The organism is Candidatus Pantoea floridensis, assembly GCF_900215435.1.
In the GTDB taxonomy this organism is placed as follows: domain Bacteria; phylum Pseudomonadota; class Gammaproteobacteria; order Enterobacterales; family Enterobacteriaceae; genus Pantoea; species Pantoea floridensis.
Map to the genome: position 1 here is coordinate 85,337 of NZ_OCMY01000002.1, position 21,115 is coordinate 106,451.

The 21,115-nt window shown below is 54.4% G+C and carries 20 protein-coding genes; 13 read left to right on the forward strand and 7 right to left on the reverse strand.

The annotated features are described in order from the left end of the window. The first annotated feature begins 7 nt into the window (after positions 1 to 7). From CRO19_RS21060 to CRO19_RS21085, 6 genes are all read left to right on the forward strand, one after another. Complete coding sequence (locus CRO19_RS21060) at positions 8 to 931, forward strand: amino acid ABC transporter permease (protein ID WP_097097793.1); 924 nt, start codon at positions 8 to 10, stop codon at positions 929 to 931. Then, on the forward strand, positions 915 to 1,712 hold the full coding sequence (locus CRO19_RS21065) for an amino acid ABC transporter ATP-binding protein (protein ID WP_097097794.1): 798 nt from the start codon (positions 915 to 917) through the stop codon (positions 1,710 to 1,712). Before CRO19_RS21060 ends, CRO19_RS21065 begins: the two co-directional genes overlap by 17 nt. After that, positions 1,712 to 2,617, forward strand: coding sequence for an ABC transporter substrate-binding protein (locus tag CRO19_RS21070; RefSeq protein WP_097097795.1), 906 nt, complete (start codon positions 1,712 to 1,714; stop codon positions 2,615 to 2,617). Before CRO19_RS21065 ends, CRO19_RS21070 begins: the two co-directional genes overlap by 1 nt. 498 nt (positions 2,618 to 3,115) lie before the next feature. Next, a complete protein-coding gene (locus tag CRO19_RS21075; RefSeq protein ID WP_097097796.1) occupies positions 3,116 to 3,676 on the forward strand; it encodes a non-canonical purine NTP pyrophosphatase in 561 nt (186 codons plus the stop codon). Then, a complete protein-coding gene (locus CRO19_RS21080) occupies positions 3,673 to 4,467 on the forward strand; it encodes an SIR2 family protein (RefSeq protein ID WP_008108794.1) in 795 nt (264 codons plus the stop codon). Before CRO19_RS21075 ends, CRO19_RS21080 begins: the two co-directional genes overlap by 4 nt. A gap of 73 nt (positions 4,468 to 4,540) precedes the next feature. Next, on the forward strand, positions 4,541 to 4,903 hold the full coding sequence (locus CRO19_RS21085) for a YebG family protein (protein WP_097097797.1): 363 nt from the start codon (positions 4,541 to 4,543) through the stop codon (positions 4,901 to 4,903). A 102-nt stretch (positions 4,904 to 5,005) separates the two neighbouring features. Here the strand turns inward: CRO19_RS21085 and CRO19_RS21090 are convergent, their stop codons facing one another. Next, a complete protein-coding gene (locus CRO19_RS21090; RefSeq protein ID WP_444505491.1) occupies positions 5,006 to 6,112 on the reverse strand; it encodes a Fic family protein in 1,107 nt (368 codons plus the stop codon). Positions 6,113 to 6,452: 340 nt separating this feature from the next. Here CRO19_RS21090 and CRO19_RS21095 point away from each other — a divergent pair, with 340 nt between their 5' ends. Then, positions 6,453 to 8,921, forward strand: coding sequence for a membrane-bound PQQ-dependent dehydrogenase, glucose/quinate/shikimate family (locus CRO19_RS21095; protein WP_320204518.1), 2,469 nt, complete (start codon positions 6,453 to 6,455; stop codon positions 8,919 to 8,921). 265 nt (positions 8,922 to 9,186) lie between these two features. Then, positions 9,187 to 11,127, forward strand: coding sequence for a methyl-accepting chemotaxis protein (locus CRO19_RS21100; protein WP_097097799.1), 1,941 nt, complete (start codon positions 9,187 to 9,189; stop codon positions 11,125 to 11,127). A gap of 30 nt (positions 11,128 to 11,157) precedes the next feature. Here the strand turns inward: CRO19_RS21100 and CRO19_RS21105 are convergent, their stop codons facing one another. Continuing rightward, a complete protein-coding gene (locus tag CRO19_RS21105; RefSeq protein ID WP_097097800.1) occupies positions 11,158 to 12,144 on the reverse strand; it encodes a GlxA family transcriptional regulator in 987 nt (328 codons plus the stop codon). Between the two features lie 266 nt (positions 12,145 to 12,410). Here CRO19_RS21105 and CRO19_RS21110 point away from each other — a divergent pair, with 266 nt between their 5' ends. Next, positions 12,411 to 13,247 carry an alpha/beta fold hydrolase gene (locus tag CRO19_RS21110; RefSeq protein WP_097097801.1) on the forward strand — a complete coding sequence of 279 codons (837 nt, stop codon included), beginning with the start codon at positions 12,411 to 12,413 and terminating at the stop codon, positions 13,245 to 13,247. Between the two features lie 34 nt (positions 13,248 to 13,281). On the opposite strand, the gene CRO19_RS21115 is transcribed toward CRO19_RS21110, so the two are convergent. Then, the gene (locus CRO19_RS21115) at positions 13,282 to 14,244 is read right to left on the reverse strand and encodes a GlxA family transcriptional regulator (protein ID WP_097097802.1); all 963 of its coding nucleotides are present in this window, start codon (positions 14,242 to 14,244) and stop codon (positions 13,282 to 13,284) included. A 116-nt stretch (positions 14,245 to 14,360) separates the two neighbouring features. On the opposite strand from CRO19_RS21115, the gene CRO19_RS21120 reads away from it, so the two are divergent. Beyond that, positions 14,361 to 15,002: an HD domain-containing protein gene (locus CRO19_RS21120; RefSeq protein ID WP_097097803.1), complete on the forward strand. Its 642-nt coding sequence runs from the start codon at positions 14,361 to 14,363 to the stop codon at positions 15,000 to 15,002. On the opposite strand, the gene CRO19_RS21125 is transcribed toward CRO19_RS21120, so the two are convergent. Then, on the reverse strand, positions 14,974 to 16,194 hold the full coding sequence (locus tag CRO19_RS21125; RefSeq protein WP_097097804.1) for an MFS transporter: 1,221 nt from the start codon (positions 16,192 to 16,194) through the stop codon (positions 14,974 to 14,976). The genes CRO19_RS21120 and CRO19_RS21125 overlap by 29 nt on opposite strands. 137 nt (positions 16,195 to 16,331) lie before the next feature. Here CRO19_RS21125 and CRO19_RS21130 point away from each other — a divergent pair, with 137 nt between their 5' ends. Continuing rightward, on the forward strand, positions 16,332 to 16,943 hold the full coding sequence (locus tag CRO19_RS21130) for a TetR/AcrR family transcriptional regulator (RefSeq protein WP_097098326.1): 612 nt from the start codon (positions 16,332 to 16,334) through the stop codon (positions 16,941 to 16,943). Positions 16,944 to 16,978: 35 nt separating this feature from the next. On the opposite strand, the gene CRO19_RS21135 is transcribed toward CRO19_RS21130, so the two are convergent. After that, positions 16,979 to 18,094: a metallophosphoesterase gene (locus CRO19_RS21135; RefSeq protein WP_097098327.1), complete on the reverse strand. Its 1,116-nt coding sequence runs from the start codon at positions 18,092 to 18,094 to the stop codon at positions 16,979 to 16,981. A 127-nt stretch (positions 18,095 to 18,221) separates the two neighbouring features. Here CRO19_RS21135 and CRO19_RS21140 point away from each other — a divergent pair, with 127 nt between their 5' ends. Then, entirely contained in the window at positions 18,222 to 18,575 is a 354-nt protein-coding gene (locus CRO19_RS21140; protein ID WP_097097805.1) for an MmcQ/YjbR family DNA-binding protein, read from the forward strand. Positions 18,576 to 18,598: 23 nt separating this feature from the next. Here the strand turns inward: CRO19_RS21140 and cybB are convergent, their stop codons facing one another. Beyond that, on the reverse strand, positions 18,599 to 19,138 hold the full coding sequence (gene cybB, locus CRO19_RS21145; RefSeq protein WP_097097806.1) for a cytochrome b561: 540 nt from the start codon (positions 19,136 to 19,138) through the stop codon (positions 18,599 to 18,601). Between the two features lie 91 nt (positions 19,139 to 19,229). Further along, complete coding sequence (locus tag CRO19_RS21150; RefSeq protein ID WP_097097807.1) at positions 19,230 to 19,718, reverse strand: MarR family winged helix-turn-helix transcriptional regulator; 489 nt, start codon at positions 19,716 to 19,718, stop codon at positions 19,230 to 19,232. 247 nt (positions 19,719 to 19,965) lie between these two features. Here CRO19_RS21150 and CRO19_RS21160 point away from each other — a divergent pair, with 247 nt between their 5' ends. Continuing rightward, a complete protein-coding gene (locus CRO19_RS21160) occupies positions 19,966 to 21,114 on the forward strand; it encodes an MFS transporter (protein ID WP_097097809.1) in 1,149 nt (382 codons plus the stop codon). The last annotated feature ends 1 nt before the right edge of the window (position 21,115 follow it).

Below are 21,115 nucleotides of genomic sequence, written 5' to 3' on the forward strand. Positions count from 1 at the left end.
AGTAACAATGAGCGATCAACAACGATTAACCGTGGTGCCGGCGCGATATCCGGCACGTACCGTCGGCGCGATTGTCGCGCTGTTTATTCTGGCCAGCGTGATCGATTCCGTTGCCTTTAACCCGCGCTGGGAATGGGGTGTGTTCGCCAAATGGTTTTTTGATCCGGTGATTCTCAGCGGATTGGGGCAAACCCTGCTGCTGACGCTGTTCGGCACCCTTCTCAGTCTGATCTTCGGCGGCCTGCTGGCGCTGGCGCGGCTTTCGTCATCGTGGCTGCTGAGCACGCTGGCGTTCGGCTATATCTGGCTGTTTCGCTCGCTGCCGCTGATTGTGGTGCTGATCATCCTGTACAACTTCTCCTATCTGTACGACACGCTGTCGCTCGGGATTCCGTTCACCGCGCTGTCGTGGGGCCATTTCCAGACCATCAACGTGCTCGGCCAGTTTCCGGCGGCGGTGATTGGGTTGACGCTGGTGCAGAGCGCCTACAGCGCCGAGATCATTCGCGGCGGCTTTTTGGGCGTCGACCACGGTCAGTTTGAAGCGGCTTCGGCGCTGGGCTTATCATCCTCTCGTCGTACGTTTCGCATCATTCTGCCGCAGGCGCTGCGCGCGATCATTCCTACCACGTTTAACGAAATTATCAGCCTCGCCAAAGGCACCTCAATGGTGTACGTGCTGGCGATGCCCGAGCTGTTTTACACCATCCAGATGATTTACAACCGCACGCAGCAGGTGATTCCGCTGCTGATGGTGGGTGCCGCCTGGTATCTGATTATCACCACCGTGCTGTCACTGCTGCAGCACAGCGTTGAGCGCTGGCTGGCGCGCAGCGTCACGCGTGAACCGCAGCCGTCGCGCTGGCGTCAATGGCGTAACCGCAGCGCCAAACCTGCAACCGAGGAGCTCTCCCATGTCCGAAGCCATTGATTACCGCAAGAATCTGCATGCCGCAGGCGCGATTAGCATTACCGGCGTGAGCAAGTCGTTCGGCAAGCTAAAAGCGCTGGATGATGTGTCATTAGAGCTGGAACCGGGATCGGTCACGGTGATCCTCGGGCCATCTGGGTCGGGGAAATCGACGCTGCTGCGTACCATTAACCATCTGGAGCGCGTCGATGAAGGCTATATCCAGATCGATGGCGACTATATTGGCTATCAGCGACGCGGCGACAAGCTGTATGAGCTGAAGGAAAAGGCGATTCTGCGTCAGCGTATCAACGTTGGCTACGTGTTCCAGAACTTCAACTTGTTCCCGCATTTGACGGTGCTGGAAAACCTGATTGAAGCGCCGATTGCGCATCGTCAGCTGTCGCGGCGTGAAGCTATCGACCGGGCGGGCGATCTGCTGGATGTGGTGGGACTGCGCCACAAAGCCGATGCCTGGCCGCGTCATCTCTCCGGCGGCCAGCAGCAGCGTATCGCCATTGCGCGGGCGCTGATGCTCAACCCGCGCGTGATGCTATTTGATGAACCGACATCGGCGCTCGACCCCGAGCTGGTGGGCGAAGTGCTGGACGTGATCAAGAAGCTGGCGCGTTCCGGCACCACGCTGGTGATTGTGACGCATGAAGTTGGCTTTGCGCGTGAAGTGGCCGATAACGTGGTGTTTATGGTCGACGGCCGCATTGTTGAGCAGGGCAGCAGCCATCAGGTACTGAATCAGCCGCGTCATGAGCGCACTAAACGTTTTCTGGCGCGGGTACTTTAATGGAACGAGTCATTATTACAGCGTTACTGACACTGATGTTGGCAACGCCGGTTATTGCCGCTGAGACATTGGATGCAAAGAATAACGAAGCGCCAATTAATATTGCTGCCAATCCGCAGGCAATTGCCAAAATTCCGGCGGGATTTCATTTCGTCAATCCCGGTTATTTAACCGTCGCGACGTCGGCCAATAATTCACCGCCGATCGGTTTGTGGGCCACGGATAATAAGACGCTGATTGGCAGCGACCCGGATATTGCGCGTCTGCTGGCGGATAGCCTAGGTCTGAAGCTAAAACTGGTGCCGGCGGCGTGGGAAGATTGGCCGCTGGGCATTACCGCTGGTCGTTATGATGTGGCGATGTTCAATATTGCGGTGACCGAGGAGCGTAAGAAGAAGTTCGATTTCGCTACCTATCGCGCAGATAACCACGCTTTCGCAGTTAAAACGGATAGCCCAATCAGCGCCATTAAAGGACGGGAAGATGTGGCGGGTAAACGCATCATCGTCGGTTCCGGTACCAATCAGGAGCGTATTTTACTGAGTTGGGATGAGAAGAACCGTGCACAAGGTTTAGCGCCGGTGCAGCCGATTTATCTCAACGATGATGCTGCTGCTACGCTGGCGCTGCTTTCGGGGCGGGCCGATATGTCGTTTGGTCCGCAGGCTATGGCGGCATGGAAAGTGGCTTCTCGTGGGCAAACTAAAATCGTTGGCCACGGCCCGTTCCGCGCGTGGGTGGCGGTCACCACCAAGAAAGGCAATGGCTTAGATGAGGCGTTGCAGCAAGCCATTAACGGCGCGATTGCCAGCGGCCAGTACAAACAGGTGCTGGCGCGCTGGGGTGAACAGGAGGAAGCGGTAGAAACATCTCAAATCAATCCACCGGGCATTGTTTATCAGTAATTGTTTTAATCACCCTCATTTTGCGAGAAAGCTCACGATGTAAAAGTCGTGGGCTTTTTTGTTTTATTTAAGTGGCTGCGAATTTAATGGCGGCATTTAATAAGTGAGTGCGCTTGGTCGTATTTTTTTAATTTCAACTTCTTATGGCAAACGCTAATTTTTTTTAAGAATCGCTGTGCCACGATAATGATGATTTTGGCCGATCGGTATAAGGTCGTAGGGTGCGCATTAATGCGCACCTGGGAAATAAATCCTTTAGCAGACTGCTTCCAGCGCAATAGGACTTCAAAACCGATCGGCTTTTTATCGCTGTCGACCTGAGATCTTGCTTAAACAGGATGATTGCTGACGTAACATCAACGCCGATCCCACGGTTTACGTAATGAGATATTTGTATTAGAGATTGTTTCTACCCAGTTAACCCTGCACGCGTTAGAATGAAAGCATAACCAATAGGCTGTCTCAGAACGTAAATTCACTCTTAACTTACTGATTGCAATGAAAATACGATTCCTGTCCGCAAATGAGCTAAAGCTGTCCGAGGTGCGTACCATCCTTGAGCCGGTGGGCGTTGAGGTTCTTCCTATCGCACGCCGTATTGAAGAGATCCAGACGGAAAATGAAGTTGAATTGGTGCGCGATAAGCTCACTAAGGCGTTCTCGATTATTGGTCGCCCGCTATTTGTTGAGCATACCGGACTGTATCTGGACGGCTTAAATGGCTTACCGGCCGGGCTGACACGCATCTTCTGGAGCCGCCTCAATGCCGAGCGGTTTACCAAACTGGTGAATGGGTTGGACAGTCCCTGCGTCACGGCAAAAACCGTATTGGGCTACTGTGACGGACAAAAAATGTATCAGTTTGAAGGTGAGCTGCGTGGCACTATTGCCACCAAGCCTGCCGGTCCGCAAGAGTTTCAGTGGGACTGCGTGTTTATCCCGGAAGGCCACACGCAAACCTTTGCCGAAATGGGCGAATTGAAAAATGAGATCTCCATGCGCCGCCTGGCGCTGGATCGCTTCGCTACCTTCTTGAAAACATCGCGGGGACTGGCATGAAACCGGAGCTCAAACGCGCCTACGACGCCGGTAAACTGATCCTGTTTGCGGGTGCAGGTATCTCGCGCAATCTTGGCCTGCCGGAGTGGCATGAGTTGATTGCCCATCTGGCTAAAGAGCTGGGTTACGATCCGAAGATTTTCAATACTTACGGCACGCATCTGTCGCTAGCGGAATATTACAAGCAGCGTAAAGGTTCGCTTGGGCCGCTGCGCAGCTGGATGGATCGCGAATGGCATCGTCCGGATATCGACGTACGCAGTTCTGAAATTCACACCATGATCACCCAGGGCAATTTCTCACGCATCTATACCACCAATTATGACCGCTGGCTGGAGATGGCGCATGAAGCGCATAACGTGCCCTATAGCAAGGTAGCCAATGCCGCAGACCTGGTGTCATTGACCGAAGATAAACGCCACATCATTAAACTGCACGGCGATTTCGATGACGATACGTCGATAGTTTTAGATGAGAGCAGCTACTTTGAGCGCCTCTATTTCGACTCTCCGCTCGATATCAAATTGACGCACGACGTGATGGGCAACTCGGTATTGTTTGTGGGCTACAGCATCAGTGATTTTAACATCCGTCTGTTATTCTACCGCCTGACCAAAATGTGGGGGCGCACCGGCCTGGCCACTGCACGTCCAAAGTCTTATCTTTTTACCAACCGTAATAATCCGGTAGCGAAAGAGGTGCTGGGGCAGTGGGGCATTGAAATGATCGTTTCTGAAGAGGACGATCCGCGCAAAGCGCTGGCGCTGTTTCTGGAAGAATTACTGGCTTAAGGGCAGAAAGTCATTGCCTTGCAAAGTTTTATGAGAATATACTGTATATAAATACAGTCAATCGAGGTGCATCATGGCAGTCGAAACCAAATATGTTGTAGTCAGAAAGGGTGAAGAGAAGATGACGTTTGCCAATAAAAAAGACGCGGATGCCTGGGACAAAATGCTGGATATGGCAGACGCTTTCACCGATTGGCTGCAGCAGCATCAGCCAGCGCTGGATGAAGCGCAGGCAGAAGCATTAGGCCTGCTGTTGGCTGAACAGAAAGATGCTGTGCAGCATATCCTGCGTACCAGCAAGCTCCCGGACGTGGTGAAGCGTGATGCGGCGGAAGCGGTGGACCCGGCTGAAGTTACTGACGCGTCTGCGGAACCGGATGCTGAAACAGCAGCTGCAGCGGCGGAAAAGAAAGTCCGCGCGGTTAAAGCAGCCTGATAACGACACTGCCGGCTGGTCGCCATGAATGGCGACCCTACGACATCACACGGTTCTTCGTAGGGTGCGCATTCATGCGCACCCTGTTGCAACCGGCACGCGTTAACGTTTGATCTGGTAGCGGGTGCTGCGCCCGCCGCCGGGTAATTTCTCCAGACAGCCTTTCATCACTAATTCCGCTAAATGGCGCGTCGCTGTGGCTTTACTCACTTTCGCCACCTTCTGATACTGACCGGCGCTGATGCCGTCGCTAAAGCCCTGTTCACCGCCATCCAGCAAACGATTCAATACGCGGGTTTGTTCCGCACTTAGCTCGGCCGCATTGTGCATCAACCAGAAGCGTGCTTTATTTTGTGTGCGCGTAACGGCCTCCAGCGCTTGCTCCAGGCTGTCATTCAGCACATCGAAAAACCACAGCAGCCAGGCCGTAACGTCCAGTTCACCACGCTGCGTCTCCTGCAGGATGCGGTAATAATCTGCACGTCGCGCCAGAATCGATGCCGACATGGCATACAAACGGATGCTTTGGCTATCGGCCTGTGCCAGTGCCAGGTCGGTCAAGGCGCGGGTGATACGTCCATTGCCATCATCAAACGGGTGCAGCGTGACAAACCACAGGTGGCAAAGCGCGGCGCGTAGCAGCGGATCAAGTAGGGGATCTTCGCGGCTATGATTAAACCAGCGGACAAATTCGTTGAGCTGCGCTTCCAGCCCGGCGCGCGGTGGCGCTTCGAAATGCACTGTTGGTCGATCGATACGGCCCGAAACCACCTGCATCGGCTCTTCACCGCGCAGCGTTCCGACATTCAATCGCTTGAACGTCCATTCACTTGCGGGGAACAACCAGCGATGCCACTGGCACAAACGTGGCAGCGTCAGCGCTTCATCGCGCTGGCTGATGGCGTCCATCATCATGGTTGCCAATCCTTCTGAACGTTCGGAAACCGGATAAGGTTGGTTAAGCGAAACGCCTAAACGGCGCGCAAGAGACGATCTTACCGACTGCGCATTGACGCGTTCATCTTCAATCGCTGAGGATGCCAGGATGTTACTCAGCAGCGTATCCAGCGTCTGTTGATCGCTATTATCTTGCACGCTGGCACGCCCCAGTAATACGCCACGCTGCTGCTGCAGCTGGCGCAAACGTGGCAATAATTTTTCATCCTGCCAGCGGAACTGCGGCCAGTCAGGCTGCTGCCAAATCCACATCATGAAGTTGCTCCGGAGTCGCATGAGTTGAATAGCGATGCTATTCGGCTCAGTTAGTGAGCTGAATAATAGCCTGTAATCGGCTCATTAACCAGAAGGAAAGGAGCGGGTTGGTGATGAGAGAGAATCAGTGATTACAAAATTTCGGCAAAAGTAATATCGGTGACGCGCTATTCAAATTTATCCCGGAAACTATAGGGAAATTAAGCGGATAAAAAGTGCCGAATCTCACGCGTATTTACCAATAAATCCGGCGAAATGGCGAATGAATTCTAGAATTTACAGCGGAGTTTAAAAAAAATTTATACCGGTAATTATTAATGGCAAAGGGAAACTTATTTTGAACATCGCAAATCGAATAGCCAGGCTTTCGCTCTGGAATAGAATATTCGCCGTGGTTTTGCTGCTGTTGGGCATTGCACTGGCGGGAGGCGGCGGTTGGCTGGTCGCCTTGGGTGGCAGTTGGTATTACCTGTTGGCAGGGATAGGATTGATTATCTCTGCGGTGCTGATTTTTATGAAGCGAAGCAGCGGCGCAGGCTGGTTTGCGCTGGTGTTTGTCGGCACCTTGATCTGGACCATCTATGAGTCCGGGCTTGACTATTGGCGCTGGGTACCGCGCTTTGCATTAATGCTGATACTTGGCATCTGGTTCGCCTTCCAGTTACCCAACCTGGCGCCGCGCGTAAGCCGTGGCGCATCGCGTGTACTGGCCAGTGTATTAATTCTTGCCTTTATCGTGGCGGCAGCGCTGCCGTTTGCGCCGTTAAACGAAACGCCTGCAACTGATGTTCCGGCGGCGGGATCGGCCAACTTTATGGCGGATACCGGCAGCGGCAAAGCCTCTACACCGGACAGTGGAGATTGGTATACCTACGGCGGTTCGCTGGCGTCACAGCGCTTCGTCAATGCCAGCCAGATAACGCCAGATAACGTCAAAGATCTTAAGCTGGCATGGCAGTTCCGTACCGGCGATCTGCCCAAAGCACGTTGGGGCGGCGAAAACACACCTATCAAAGTGGGCGATACGCTGTATACCTGTACCGCGCGCAATATGGTGTTTGCGTTGGATGCCAGCACCGGTAAAGAGAAGTGGCACTTTGATCCGAAAGTCAGCGACAAATCCATTCCTTACACTGCGGCCTGTCGTGGTTTGACGTGGTATGACAGCCAAACCAATAGCCATATCACCACGGGACAAGACAGCGCAGTGGCCGCTTCGCCTGCGGGTGATAACAGCGACTGCCAGCAGCGCATTATTCTCGGTACGCTGGATGCGCGCATTATCGAACTCAATGCAAAAACCGGTGAGATTTGCCGTAGCTTCGGTAATCAGGGCACGGTGAACCTCGCCGAAGATATGGGCGAGACCTACGATGGCTATGTGGCGATTAACTCCGCGCCGGTGGTCATTCGTGACACCTTAGTTGTGGCGCACCAGACCATTGATGGGCAACGCGCATTTGGTCCTCCGGGTGTCATCAAAGCGTACGACGTGCGCACCGGTCAGCTGAAATGGGCGTGGGATCCTGCTTCACCGGATACCGCCACACCGAAAAAAGGTCCTAACGCCTATAAGCGCGGTTCGCCTGATGTCTGGACCTCGTTCACCGGTGACGACAAGCTTGGATTGGTGTATTTGCCGGTGGGTAATGCCTCGGGTGACTACTGGAGCGGCACGCGTACGCCTGCCGAGAATAAGTACTCCGTTTCACTCACCGCGTTGAATATTGACACCGGTTTACCCGCGTGGTCATTCCAGACCGCACACAAAGACGTGTGGGATTACGATCCTGGTTCGCAGCCAACGCTGGTGGATTATCCGGATAAGAACGGCGGCAAAACCCCGGCGATCATTATGCCGACCAAGCAGGGTGAAATTTATGTTCTGGACCGCCGCACCGGTAAATCACTGTTTGGCGTTGAAGAGCGTAAAGTCACTGGCGGCGGTATTGAGCCGGATCAGCGCTCGCCGACGCAGCCTTACTCACTGTTCCACCATCTGAGCAAGCCGGATCTGACGCCGCAGGATATGTGGGGATTAACGCCGATCGATCAGCTGGTATGCCGCATTCAGTTCCAGAAGGCGAGCTACCGGGGACAATATACGCCGCCGGAAGCCGATCGCCATTCGATTGAATATCCGGGCTACAACGGCGGTTCCGACTGGGGCAGCGTGGCTGTTGATCCCACGCGCGGCATTATCATTGCTAACTACAACGATATGCCGAACTACAACATTCTGGTGCCGCGTGCCAAAGCGGATGCGCTTGGCTGGAAACCGCGCGATGAAGTTCCTTATAATCCACACGATGAAGGCCATGCGGAAGGCGCGGGCGATCCTCAAATCGGCGTGCCTTACGCCGTTAACGTGAATGCGGGCTGGCGTTTACCGTTCACCGGCATGCTGTGTAAAGAGCCACCTTACGGCGGCATTCGCGCAATCGATATGCGTGATGGTCGCACGATTTGGGACCGTCCACTCGGCACCGCACGTCGCAATGGCCCGTTCGGATTACCCACCGGCTTGCCGATTAATATTGGTACGCCAAACAATGGTGGTTCAGTTGTGACGTCAAGTGGTTTGATCTTTGTTGCGGCTGCCACCGACGATTTGATTCGCGCTATCGATATGCAAACCGGCAAGCAGGTGTGGAGCACCGAACTGCCGGCAGGCGGCCAGGCGAATCCGATGATCTATACCCAGAACGGGCGTGAATATCTGGTGATTGTCGCGGCAGGGCACCACTTTATGGAAACGCCGGTCGGCGATTACGTGCTGGCCTACGCGTTGCCTGAGAAGAAATAACGCTTAAGTAAAAAACCGGCATTGGGCGCTGACCTGATGCCGGTCGCCATAAATGGCGACCCTACGGTTATTTATCCTGATTTTGTAGGGTGCGCATTTATGCGCACCGGGTTTTCCCGGAAATTAGTCACCTCGCAGCACGCTGATCCGACCTCCTTCGCCATCAAGTTCCCGCGCCGTCCGCCGATAGACTCTTCAAAGGGATGTACGCGCACAGGGAGTGGTTCTTTTTCTACCGAAAAGTGTCAACTCCAGGAGCGCCATAATGGCCAAACACGCATCACATAAGAAAACCATGAGCACCCGCACGCAGATGCTGCTGACGGGCGCCTTAACGATCACGCTCGGCTTCGCCGTCACCATCGGCGTCCTGAGCTGGCAATCCAGCAATGAGCAACAGTCGCTGGCGGAAAATTACCTGCAGCAGATCGCGCAGAGCCAGGCGCTGCAAATTCAGCAACAGCTCAGCTATGCCCGTGACGTCGCCCACAATCTCGGTCATAGCCTGATTGCTTTACCCGGTGCGGGGATCCAGGACCGCAAGGTGGCCGATAAAGTGATGGAATCGGCGCTACGTGATAATCCCGATTATTTGTCGATCTCGGTGATTTTCGAAGAAAACGCCTTTGATGGGCGCGACGCTGAGTTCGCCACGCAGCCGGGTGCAGCACCAAAGGGGCGCTACGCCTTCTTTGTTGATCGCGATCAGTCCGGCAATTTCAACATGCATCCGCTGACCTCGATCTTTACGCCCGGCCAGGGCGACTACTATTTGCTGCCGCAAAAAAGCCAGAAGGACATGCTGATTGAGCCCTACAGCTACGCTTATAACGGCGTACCCACGTTGCTGACCTCGGTGGCTGCGCCCATCGTTAGCCAGGGAAAATTATGGGGGGTGGTGACCTCCGATATTTCGCTGGCATCGCTGCAGGAGAAGGTCAATAAAATCAAACCGTGGGAAGGTAGCGGCTATGCGATGCTGCTCTCCAGCGCGGGCAACGTGGTTTCATATCCCGATAAAAGCCAGACCAGCAAGGCGTGGAAAGGCGTAACCAACAACTTCAGCAACAGCGTAATGCAACAGCACGATGCGCTGCTGGGAGAAGATGCGCTGGTGACCTGGCAACCGGTGGTGATTGGTAACAGCGATCAGAAATGGTATCTCGGCGTGGTTGCGCCTGTGAGCAAAGTGATGGCGGCCGCCCATCATCAGCTGGTCAACGCGGTAATTCTGATGGTGATCAGCATTCTGGTGGTGTGCTCGCTGCTTGGCGTGCTGTTCAGTCGCAAAGTGCTGAAACCGATTGGTGGCGAACCGCTGGAAGCCGCAACCATCGCGCTGGCCGTGGCAGATGGCAAGCTGGATAACGTGATTACGCTGAAAGCACGTGATAACAGCAGCTTGTTCTATGCACTGCATACTATGCAAAACCAGCTGCGTGAGATTGTTGGTCAGATTCAGGATGCCAGTTCGTCGGTGCGTCAGGGCGCAGGTGAAATCGCCAGCGGCAACCTCAATCTGGCATCACGCACTGAACAGCAAGCGGCCGCGCTGGAACAAACCGCCGCCAGCATGGAGCAGATCACCGCCACGGTGAAACACAACGCCACCAATGCGCATCAGGCTACCACGCTCACCGACAATGCAACGCATATTGCCAGCCGTGGTGAAACGCTGGTAGGTCAGGTGGTGCAAACCATGGCGCAGATTGACGACAGCGCGAAAAAAATTGGCGACATCACCGCCATCATCAACAGCATCGCGTTCCAAACCAATATCCTGGCGCTTAACGCCGCGGTAGAAGCCGCACGCGCCGGTGAACAAGGGCGCGGTTTTGCCGTGGTAGCGTCGGAAGTGCGTAATCTGGCACAGCGCAGTGCCAATGCGGTGAAGGATATTGCGGTACTGATTGAAGAATCCACCCAGCGCGTTGGCAGCGGCGTACAGCAGGTGCAGGACGCCGGCAGAACCATGCAGGAGATGACCCAGGCGGTGAACTCGGTGCGCACCATTATCGGCGAAATCGTGATTGCCTCCGATGAGCAGGCGCGCGGTATCAGTCAGGTAACGATTGCGGTGAACGAGATGGACAGCACCACGCAGCAGAACGCCGCGTTAGTGCAGGAGATGTCAGCCGCTGCCAGTTCGCTGGAAGATCAGGCATCGCAGCTGGCGCATACCGTCGGACGTTTCCAGCTCAGTTAGTTATCCGTGACCAACACTATTTGGCACCCGCTATTGGGTGCCAAATCTTTGCCGATACTGGCCAGGCGTTACGCCGGTGAGTTTGCGAAAAATTTTGCGGAAAGCGGAAGGATCGGTGTAGCCGACCTCCCATGCAATTTGATCGACCGAGCGATTGGAGAGTTCTAGCGCATCGCGCGCTTTCATAATACGTACCTGCTGCACGTAATCCGTTGGGCGTAGGCCGGTCGCCTTTTGGAAATGACGCAGAAAAGTGCGCGGTGTCATGTTGGCCAGAACGGAAAGCGTATCAATGCTGTGCTGATCGGCAAAATGGGCATGGAGGTGATGCTGAGCGCGCAATATTGGGCTATCGCCGTGATCAAAATTGGGAATGAACGCGGAGTAAGTGCTTTGTTCACGGCGCGGTGGATCGACTAACAGAAACCGCGAGGTGGCCAGCATGGTACCGGTGCCCAATATTTTTTCAATTAGCGTCAGCCCCAAGTCGGTCCAGGCCAGGATCCCGCCGGCGGTAATAATATCACCATCGTCAATCACCATATTTTCTGCAGCGACATCAACCGCCGGAAATCGCTCCGACAGCGTTTGAGCAAACGCCCAGTGCGTAGTCGCGCGGCGATGGTCAATAAGCCCGGTTTCTGCGAGCACAAACGCCCCGGCGCACACAGAGCAAAGCGTTACCCCCTCGTTGTATCTCTCGCTCATCCAGTCGGCTGGCACCTTCATCGGCACCATTTTTTCAGGGACCACCAGGCTTGGCGGCGCAATCACATGGCTCAATCGATGTGGCAGATCGGGATGGCTATCCCACACGCATAACATGTTGCTAGCTGCCGTATCGTTCTGCCAATGCGATACCCGAATAGCGCGTTTACGCTCTTCACCAGAAATATTCACCGCCCAATCTGCGGCGATCCTGAACATATCCGTCAGACCATAGACAGCGGCGAGCTGGCTATCGGGATAAATCACTAAGCCCACTTCCGCCACAACGTTGTTTTCAGGTGTGTTCATGTTTTGTCACTTAAGGCCCTTAATGTGTCATATATGACAATGTTAGCGAATCGTCTTGTGCCTGACAATACGCTCATCGAACAGCAACAGTGACTAACGAAAACCGTAAAGGAACATTTATGTCAGGCGCAGCGATTGAACAGTTAGCTATTTCCCGGCGAGGGTTACTGATTCTGAGCGGTACGCTCTCAGCCAGTATCGGGCTTTCTCATTCGGCCCTTGCCAACGGTTTAACCCTTTTATCATCACAGTCTGGAGATTCTAAAATGAGCAACGGCATCATCACTACCCAAGACGGCACCCGGATTTTTTATAAAGATTGGGGTCCAAAAAATGCGCAACCGGTGGTGTTCCATCACGGCTGGCCCTTAAGCGCCGATGACTGGGATAACCAAATGTTATTCTTCTTAGCCGAAGGGTATCGCGTTATTGCCCACGATCGCCGCGGACACGGGCGTTCCGATCAAACGGATAAAGGCAATGATATGACCACCTACGCTGCCGACGTAGCTGAACTGGTCAAAGCATTGGATTTACGCAACGCCATTCATATTGGCCACTCAACCGGTGGCGGTGAGGTGGCGCGATATGTGGCGCATGCCGAAAAAGGTCGGGTGGCGAAGGCCGTACTGATGGGCGCGGTGCCACCGATCATGCTGCAAACGGCGGCAAATCCAGCAGGATTACCAAAATCTGTTTTTGACGGTTTCCGCTCGGCGCTGGCATCCAACCGTGCGCAATTCTTTATCGATGTGCCAGCGGGACCGTTCTACGGTTTTAATCGTCCGGGAGCAAAAATCAGCCAGGGATTGATTGATAACTGGTGGCGTCAGGGCATGGCAGGAGGGGCAAAAGCACAGTATGACTGTATTGCCGCATTCTCAGAAACCGACTTTACCGAGGATTTAAAGGCAATAAGCGTTCCGGTGTTGGTGCTGCATGGTGAGGACGATCAGGTTGTGCCAATTGATGATTCTGCCCATAAGGCTATCAAGCTGCTGAAACAGGGCACACTGAAAACCTATCCGGGCTTGTCCCACGGTATGTTTGCCACTAACCCCGAGCAGATTAACCCTGATTTGCTGGCATTTGCCAAAGCCTAACGTAACTTGATAAGCCGGGCATCGCGTCCGGCTTTTAGCTTTTCGCATTCATCTTGCTGTACGCCGCGGGTGTCATGCCGGTTACCCGGCTGAACACGCGGCGCATCACATCGGCACCTGAAAAGCCGCATTCGGTTGCCAACGTTTTGGCCGGCAGCGATTTTTGCTCCAGCAGCTGTTTCGCTTTAGCGACGCGCTCCCGTTCAAGCCATTGCCCCGGCGTGATACCCAGCTCATTGCGAAACAGACGCGTGAGATGTCGCTCACTGATAGCCATGTGTTCCGCCATCATTGCCACCGATTTTACTGCATGCAGATGCGTGATAACCCAGCGTTGTAGCTCCTGTAGTGCCGAGCGACCGACCAGCGACATACTGCTGCCGCGCATGAAATGCGTCTGATTAACCGGGCGACGGAAAAACATCACCAGATGCGCAGCAATGTCAATCGCCGCCTCTCGGCCAAGATCCTCTTCAACCAGCCGCAAGGCGAGATCCAGGCCGGAGGTGACACCGGCCGCGGTGCGGACCCGCCCATCGGTTACGCACAACGCATCGGCATCCACGATAATCCCCGGATGAAGAGCCGCCAGCAAACCGGCGCATTCCCAGTGGGTGGTAACGTGCTTGCCCTCCAGCAGTCCGGTGCGGGCCAGCAGCAGCGCTCCGCTGCATACCGATCCAAAACGCTCACTGCGTTGGCATAAACGCGTTATTGCCAACAGCGCTTCATCATCCGGGGAAAAATTTTCAATTCCCGGCGCGCCAGCGATAAGAAAAGTGTGCGGGGCATAGCTCACGCTATCCGCCAACATCATATCGGCGGTTAGCCGCACCCCCGATGAGGCGTGAATAGGTGATCCGTCAATGGCGATAATTTTTGGCGTATAAATCTGCCGCTTTAGAATACGGTTGGCTTCAGCAAAGACATCCAGCGGCCCACAAACGTCAAGCAGCTGTACGCCGGGTACCGCCAGAATCGCGATGTCGTGTCGCATTCATCTCTTCTCCATGTCGCAAACGATCATAATGTCCTTAATCATCTGAATTGGACACTTTGAGACTAGCACTTTGCCCCCTATGCTGGAAAAACACAACCAACAGGAGAGAAAAAATGAGCTTGAATGTCACCGGTATCCGCATTCCAGACAGCAAAATGGCGCACGAAGCCACCGAATTTATCCGCGATACAGAATCAGACTTGTTGTTTAATCACTCCAGCCGCGTGTACTACTGGGGCGCGCTGGCGGGTCAACAGCGTGGGCTCAAGGTCGACAACGAGCTGCTCTATATTGGCTGCATGTTTCATGACATAGGTCTGACGCACGAACACTGCAGCTGCGATAAACGATTTGAAGTGGATGGCGCCAATGCCGCGCGCGACTTTCTGCAGGGCTACGGCATTTCCACCCATGATATTGACAAGGTATGGAGTGCCATTGCATTGCACACCACGCCGGGAATTCCCGAGTTTATGGCACCGGAGATCGCGCTGGTGACGGCTGGGGTAGAGATGGATGTGTTGGGCATTGGCTATGAACATTTTGCTGATGAGCAGATAGGCGCGGTGACAAGCTGCTACCCGCGTCCAGCGGCATTTAAAGAGGAGATCATTCAAGCCTTTTATGATGGCATCCGGCATAAACCGGACACCACATTTGGCAATGTGAAAGCTGATGTGATCAAGGATAAACAGCCTGAATTCTCTCCGCTCAATTTTTGCAGCGTTATACGTCAGTCTCGCTGGCAGGGCTGAGTGACGCTTTAGCTCTGCTGCCGATCGCTGGGAAACCTCGCTGTGCACGCAGAGCAATCGCCAAAGCGACCAATAGCAATATGAGGATCGCCCACGGGAAAGCGTGGGAACCGGCATGCTTGAGCAGCAATCCGCCGGTTAAACCTCCGAGGGCGATGGCGCTGTTCCACGTTACGACATTCATTGAGAGCGCGACGTCGGCATAGTCACCGGCGGCATCGGCTAATGCCGTCTGGAGCAGCGTCGCCGCACCGCCGAACGTCAATCCCCAGACGGCGACTCCCGCATATATCACGCCAGCGGTTAACGTAGCCACACCAAACACCAGCGACACCGTCGCAAAAATCGACAGGGATAACAGCACCGCTTTACGCAGATGGGTATCAATGATTCTGCCGGTGATGAAAATCCCGCCCAGCGCGGCAATGCCAAAGATCAGCAGTACCAAATCCACCCGCGCCGCCAAACCCGCCGAGGCAATAAATGGGGCGATGTAGGTATAGAGAATGTTATGCGCCAACATCCACGCCAGCACCACACCGAGCACGGAGCGAACGCCTGGCAGACGTAATACCGCAGCGAGCGGCATTTTTTGCTTCGCGGAATGACCGGGATAGTTCGGCACGGCCAGCAGTATCCAGCCAATCAGGACGAGCGAGAGTCCAGACATGACGGCAAAAGTAAGACGCCATCCGAGTAATGATCCCATCCAGGTTCCTGCAGGAACACCCAATGAGAGCGCGATTGGCGTGCCCACCATGGCGAGTGCTAACGCACGTCCCTGCAGCGACGGAATCACCATTCTGCGTGCATAGCCCGCAATCAAACTCCATGCCAGACCGGCAGACGCGCCCGCTAAAAATCTCGCGATTAAAATGAGGGTGATGTGAGAAGATACGGCGGTGAGCGTGTTAAAAACCAGAAATCCGCACACGGTGCTCAGCAGAACCCTGCGGCGTGACCAGCTTCGCGTTAGCAGCGTCAGGGGAATCGCCGCGATGAGTGAACCGGCGGCATAGGCGGTAACCAGCTGACCCGCCAGCGCAGGCGAAATAGCAAGTCCCTGACTAATTTGTGGCAGCAAACCGGAGGGAATGGTTTCCGTTAGAATACAGATAAAGCCTGCCATCGCCAGCGCCAGCAGCGCCAACACCGGCAGTTGCTGTGCCTCGCCATGTTTATGTAATTTCATCATTAAGCCTTTAGGTGATTAAGAACAACGTCATTGCATGGAAATGATATATGTATCGATCGGTATTTATATTGCGTAAAGGCGTTGTACGTTGTCAATGAATTCTGTATCGATTAGTATATATGGCGGAGGTGTTGATGATGAGAACAGGCAGACCAAGACAATTTGACCGGGATGACGCGGTAGTGAAAGCCATGCACCTTTTTTGGGAGCATGGCTACGATTCCACCTCGCTCGCGCAGCTGAAAGCGTCGATAGGCAAGGGGATTACCGCGCCAAGCTTCTATGCTGCGTTTGGATCGAAAGAAGCACTTTTCGCTGAAGCCGTGAGCTGTTATTTGCAAACGCATGCTCAGGTAACGGAAGCGTTGTGGGATCCCGACTTACCCGCCCGTCAGGCATTGGAGACGGCGCTGCGGAACTCCGCCAGAATGCAGTACGATCCTTCGCATCCACGAGGATGCATGGTTGCGCTCAGCGTGATGTCATCCTGCAGCGAAGAAAATCGCCACGTGCTGAACCCCCTTGAAGCGTCGCGCAAGCGCACCCGCGCAGGGATTAGACACTGCGTTGAGAGAGGCATCCACAGCGGAGAACTGAAAGATAATGAGGAAACGCTGTCACTGGCGGTCAGCTTTAGCAGTTTCATGCTGGGGATCTCAACGTTGGCGCGGGATAATGTTCCCCTCGTCGAGGTTGAGCGGGGCATCGCACAGATGATGCGATTATGGGATGCTGCCAGGGCATAAAAAAGGTCCGTGAACCACGGACCTGTCTTATCGGATTAACGTCGCCGCTGAAGCGTAATGCGGGTTAACTCCGATGGACGCCCTAATCTCACTGCCATGCCCGGCCAAAGCGCGGTGCCGTTATTCACATAAAGCTGCATGCCTTCTACCTGATATAAGCCGGATACAAAGCCCGCATTAGGTTTAGCAAACAACCGATCAAAGCCCAGAATCAGACCGCCGTGCGTATGGCCGGAAAGCTGCAGATCAATTTTTTTCACCGCGTTTTGTCGCGCATTGCGCGGTTGGTGATCGAGCAGAATCACGGGCGCATTTTCCGGCGCACCTGCCAGCGCCACATCCAAATCCGGGCCAACGGCGCCTCGGCGTGAGGCGGAAGTATCGGGCATACCGGCAATCACCAGCTCTGCACCATTGCGGTTAATCACGGTGTGGCGGTTTAGCAAGGGTTCCAATCCGAGTGAGGCCAGATGGGCCGTCCAGCGCTCCTGTTCAAAGAAATATTCGTGGTTGCCGGTAATGGCGAAAACCCCATCGGGTGCGTGTAAATCGCGCAGCGGCTCCACGTCCGCGCGGCGATTATTCAGTGTGCCATCAATGACATCGCCGGTGACGAGAATAATATCCACTTTCAACGACATGGCTTTTGTCACCAGCGCACGGGTCCATTTCTCATTGAACAGTTTGGTGATGTGCATATCGGTCAGCTGCAGCAGTTGATAGCCCTCATACTCCTGGGGCAGGTTATCAATCTCGATGGTCACATCTTTAAGCGGGGGAACGCGAATGGCCTGATAGACGCCCACCGTGGCAAGAATCAGCGCAAACGCCGCCGCCACATAGCGAATGGCGGGAACTATCTCCAGCGGATGAGGGAACAGCAGCGAGATCAAGGCCACCACATCAATCACAAACTGGGTGATCGCGAGAAACAAAACGGCGCTAAAACCCCAGTTGAACAGGATGACGATCGCGCGGGGCATTTCCGGCGAGAACATGCTGCCTGAGGTAAATCGACTGACCAGCAGATACTGTGAAGCCAGTAACACCAGCAGAGAGAGAACAATTTTTAATAGCAGTGGCATCGCTAGTGGGAATAAAAACCGCGCGATGACATACCAGCTCGGTATGCTGAAAATCAGATGAAACATCATTCACTTCCCTGGTTTAAGGCGCAGCGGACGCGCAAAAAAATCAATTCGCAGTGTAGTCTTTACTGATTAATATTATGGCTTCGCGCGTGCTTTTTTTTTGCACGTCATTCATCAGGGAGCATGCATGCAACGTCAACAGCTGTTCGACTACATCAGCCAGCATTATCAGGTGGAACCTGATTACCCCTGGAAAAAGCACAGCGAATACGCAGTGCTGCGTCACCCGCGTCATCGCAAATGGTTTGCGCTGGTATTCCCGCTGGAGAGCCACAAACTTGGGCTACCGGATGGACCGATGATTGACGTGATGAACATCAAAACCCGCCCCGAACTCAATGGATCGCTGCGCCAGCAGCACGGCGTCTATCCGGCTTACCACATGAATAAAGAGCATTGGCTCAGCATCACGCTGGAAAATGGTCTGCCGGACAGTGAGATCCTTGCTCTGCTTGATGACAGCTTTAGCTTAACGTTTTAGCCTGCGTGACGCTGTCACTTAAATCAGCGCGAGCGTCGGGACGGCATCATGCGCACCAGCGTATTATCTTTAAACAGATAATGGTGCGCCAGCGCGGCCAGGGCGTGTACACCAATCAGCCAGTAACCATAGGGCGCGAGGGTTTCATGCCAGCCCGCCAGCGTATCGGCAAAATCCGGGTCAGGATCGCCACTTACCGGCATTGGGATGCCAAAAATCCACCAGGTGCGGCCCATATAGAAGCGCGACAGAATGCCCAGCGTGGGCAGCACGATGAAAAACAGATAAATCGCCAGATGCATCAAATGTGCTAAGCCGGTTTGCCAGTGCGGTGGCTTAGGCACAATCGCTGGGCTGCGATGACGAAAACGCAGCATAATGCGCGACAGCATTAGCACCAGCACACAACTTCCGGCGCTGAAATGACCAATGATCATCGCAAAACCTTGCCACGAACCACGCGTCGCTAACCCACGAAATTCCATGGTGCAATAGGCGGTGGCCACTAACAGGAAGGTCAACCAATGCAGAAATATCTGCGACGGGGCGTATTTGTTGCTCATGTTTGATCCGTAAGAATGCCAGGCAAGACGCTTACTTTAACGGAAAACGTGCTGAATTAATTCGTAATTTGACACATCTGCAACCTCAATTTTACCTTTCGCTTGCCACCAATAATTGGCTCAATAGCCCTTCAAGTTGCTGCTGCTGTGAAGCATCCAATGCGGCCAGCAGGCTATTTTGCGTCTGCGTATGCACTTTCAGCGCCTGCTCAATCTTCTCCTGCCCGGCGGGAGTTAGCGCAACCAGCATGCTGCGCTTATCCTCCGGATCGGCGATGCGGACGATCGAGCCCACTTCCTCAAGTCGATTAAGCCGATTGGTCATGGCACCCGACGTCACCAGCAATGATGTATAGAGCTGCGTCGGTGACAAGCGATAGGGCGCGCCCGCACGGCGCAGCGTGGCCAGCACATCAAACTCACCCTCGCGAAAGCCAAACGGTGCCAGCGCATCGGCCCGCGTTTTCGCCAGATGTTTCATGATACGTAGCATGCGACCAAACACCGCCATCGATGACGCATCCAACTCCGGCATAGCGCTGGCCCACTGTTCCATTACAAAATCAACGTGATCCGCCAATCTGCTTCTCCATTCATTACTTTTCATACGTTTTGGCATCATCCTTAGCGGCGCAATTTATCGCGCATCTCAATGACGGCTGAATGCCCATCCAGGCACTGCGCAATAAATTGCGCCGCTACGCGTGGTAGGTGTTTTTCACCGTTGCCCTGCCAACGTGCAATTTGTTGCTTTGTGCGCAGGGGCTGTTTCTCCTGAGTAAAGTATCTTAACGTTAAGGTACTTTTAACGTGCAAGGAGATGCAAAGTGAATCGTACTTTACCTGCGGTTGGGCTGTTTGCCGTACTGGTTTTTATTATCGCGCTGAATTTGCGGCCAGTGATGGCGGCGATGGGGCCGCTTTTCCCGCTGCTGCAGCATGACGCCCAGTTAAGCGCTACGCAACTCAGTTTGTTAACCACGTTGCCGGTGATCATGATGGGGTTGGCGGCGCTGACGGGGCCGCTGCTCCTGCGTACGCTGGGCGAAGTGCGCGGTATCGCCTGCGGATTAGTGCTAATAGCACTGGCCAGCCTCGCGCGCGGCGTGGATCATTCAGCCGTAATGTTAATAACCAGTGCATTGGTGGCGGGCTGCGGTATTGGCTTGATTCAGGCACTCATGCCCGCGCAGATTAAGCGTCGTTTTGGTGCGAAAGCGGGAACCTTAATGGCGCTATTCACCACTGGCATTATGGCGGGTGCGGCAATCGCTGCTGCCACTGCAGCACCGCTGGCGACTGCACAAGGCTTAGGCTTAACGCTGGCAATCCCCGCACTGCCGGCTGTGATTGCCCTTTTACTGTGGCGGGTGATGTCACACCACACGACGCCCGTGCCAGACACCCCTCGTTCAGGCGCGTTAGGTCAGCAACGCCCCTGGCTGTTGATGATTTTCTTCGGTATTGGCACCGGCGCCTACACGTTAGTGCTCGCGTGGCTGCCGCCTTTCTATATTCAGCACGGCTGGCAGCCGGAGCAGAGCGGTTACGTGCTGGGCGCATTGACGTTGACGGAAGTTGTCGCAGGGTTTGTCCTGGCGGCTGTGATTCATCGCTTTCGCGATCGTCGCCGACCATTGCTGGTGGTATTGGGGATGATTTTGCCAGGCCTGCTCAGTTTGCTGATGCTGGGTGGTGAGCAGGCGTGGCTGCCGACCTTGCTGCTGGGATTGGGCATCGGCGCACTGTTCCCGCTTTCATTAATCGTCACGCTGGATCATGCGCGCACGCCTGAAGAAGCGGGTGCCTTGTTATCGTTTGTGCAGGGTGGGGGCTATCTGCTGGCGGCATTAATGCCGTTGATTGCCGGAATGGTACGCGATCGTGCAGCCTCACTTGACAGTGCGTGGGTGATAATGAGCGCCGGCATTGTGCTGCTAATGGTGATGGCACTGCGTTTTAAACCGCAGCATTAGA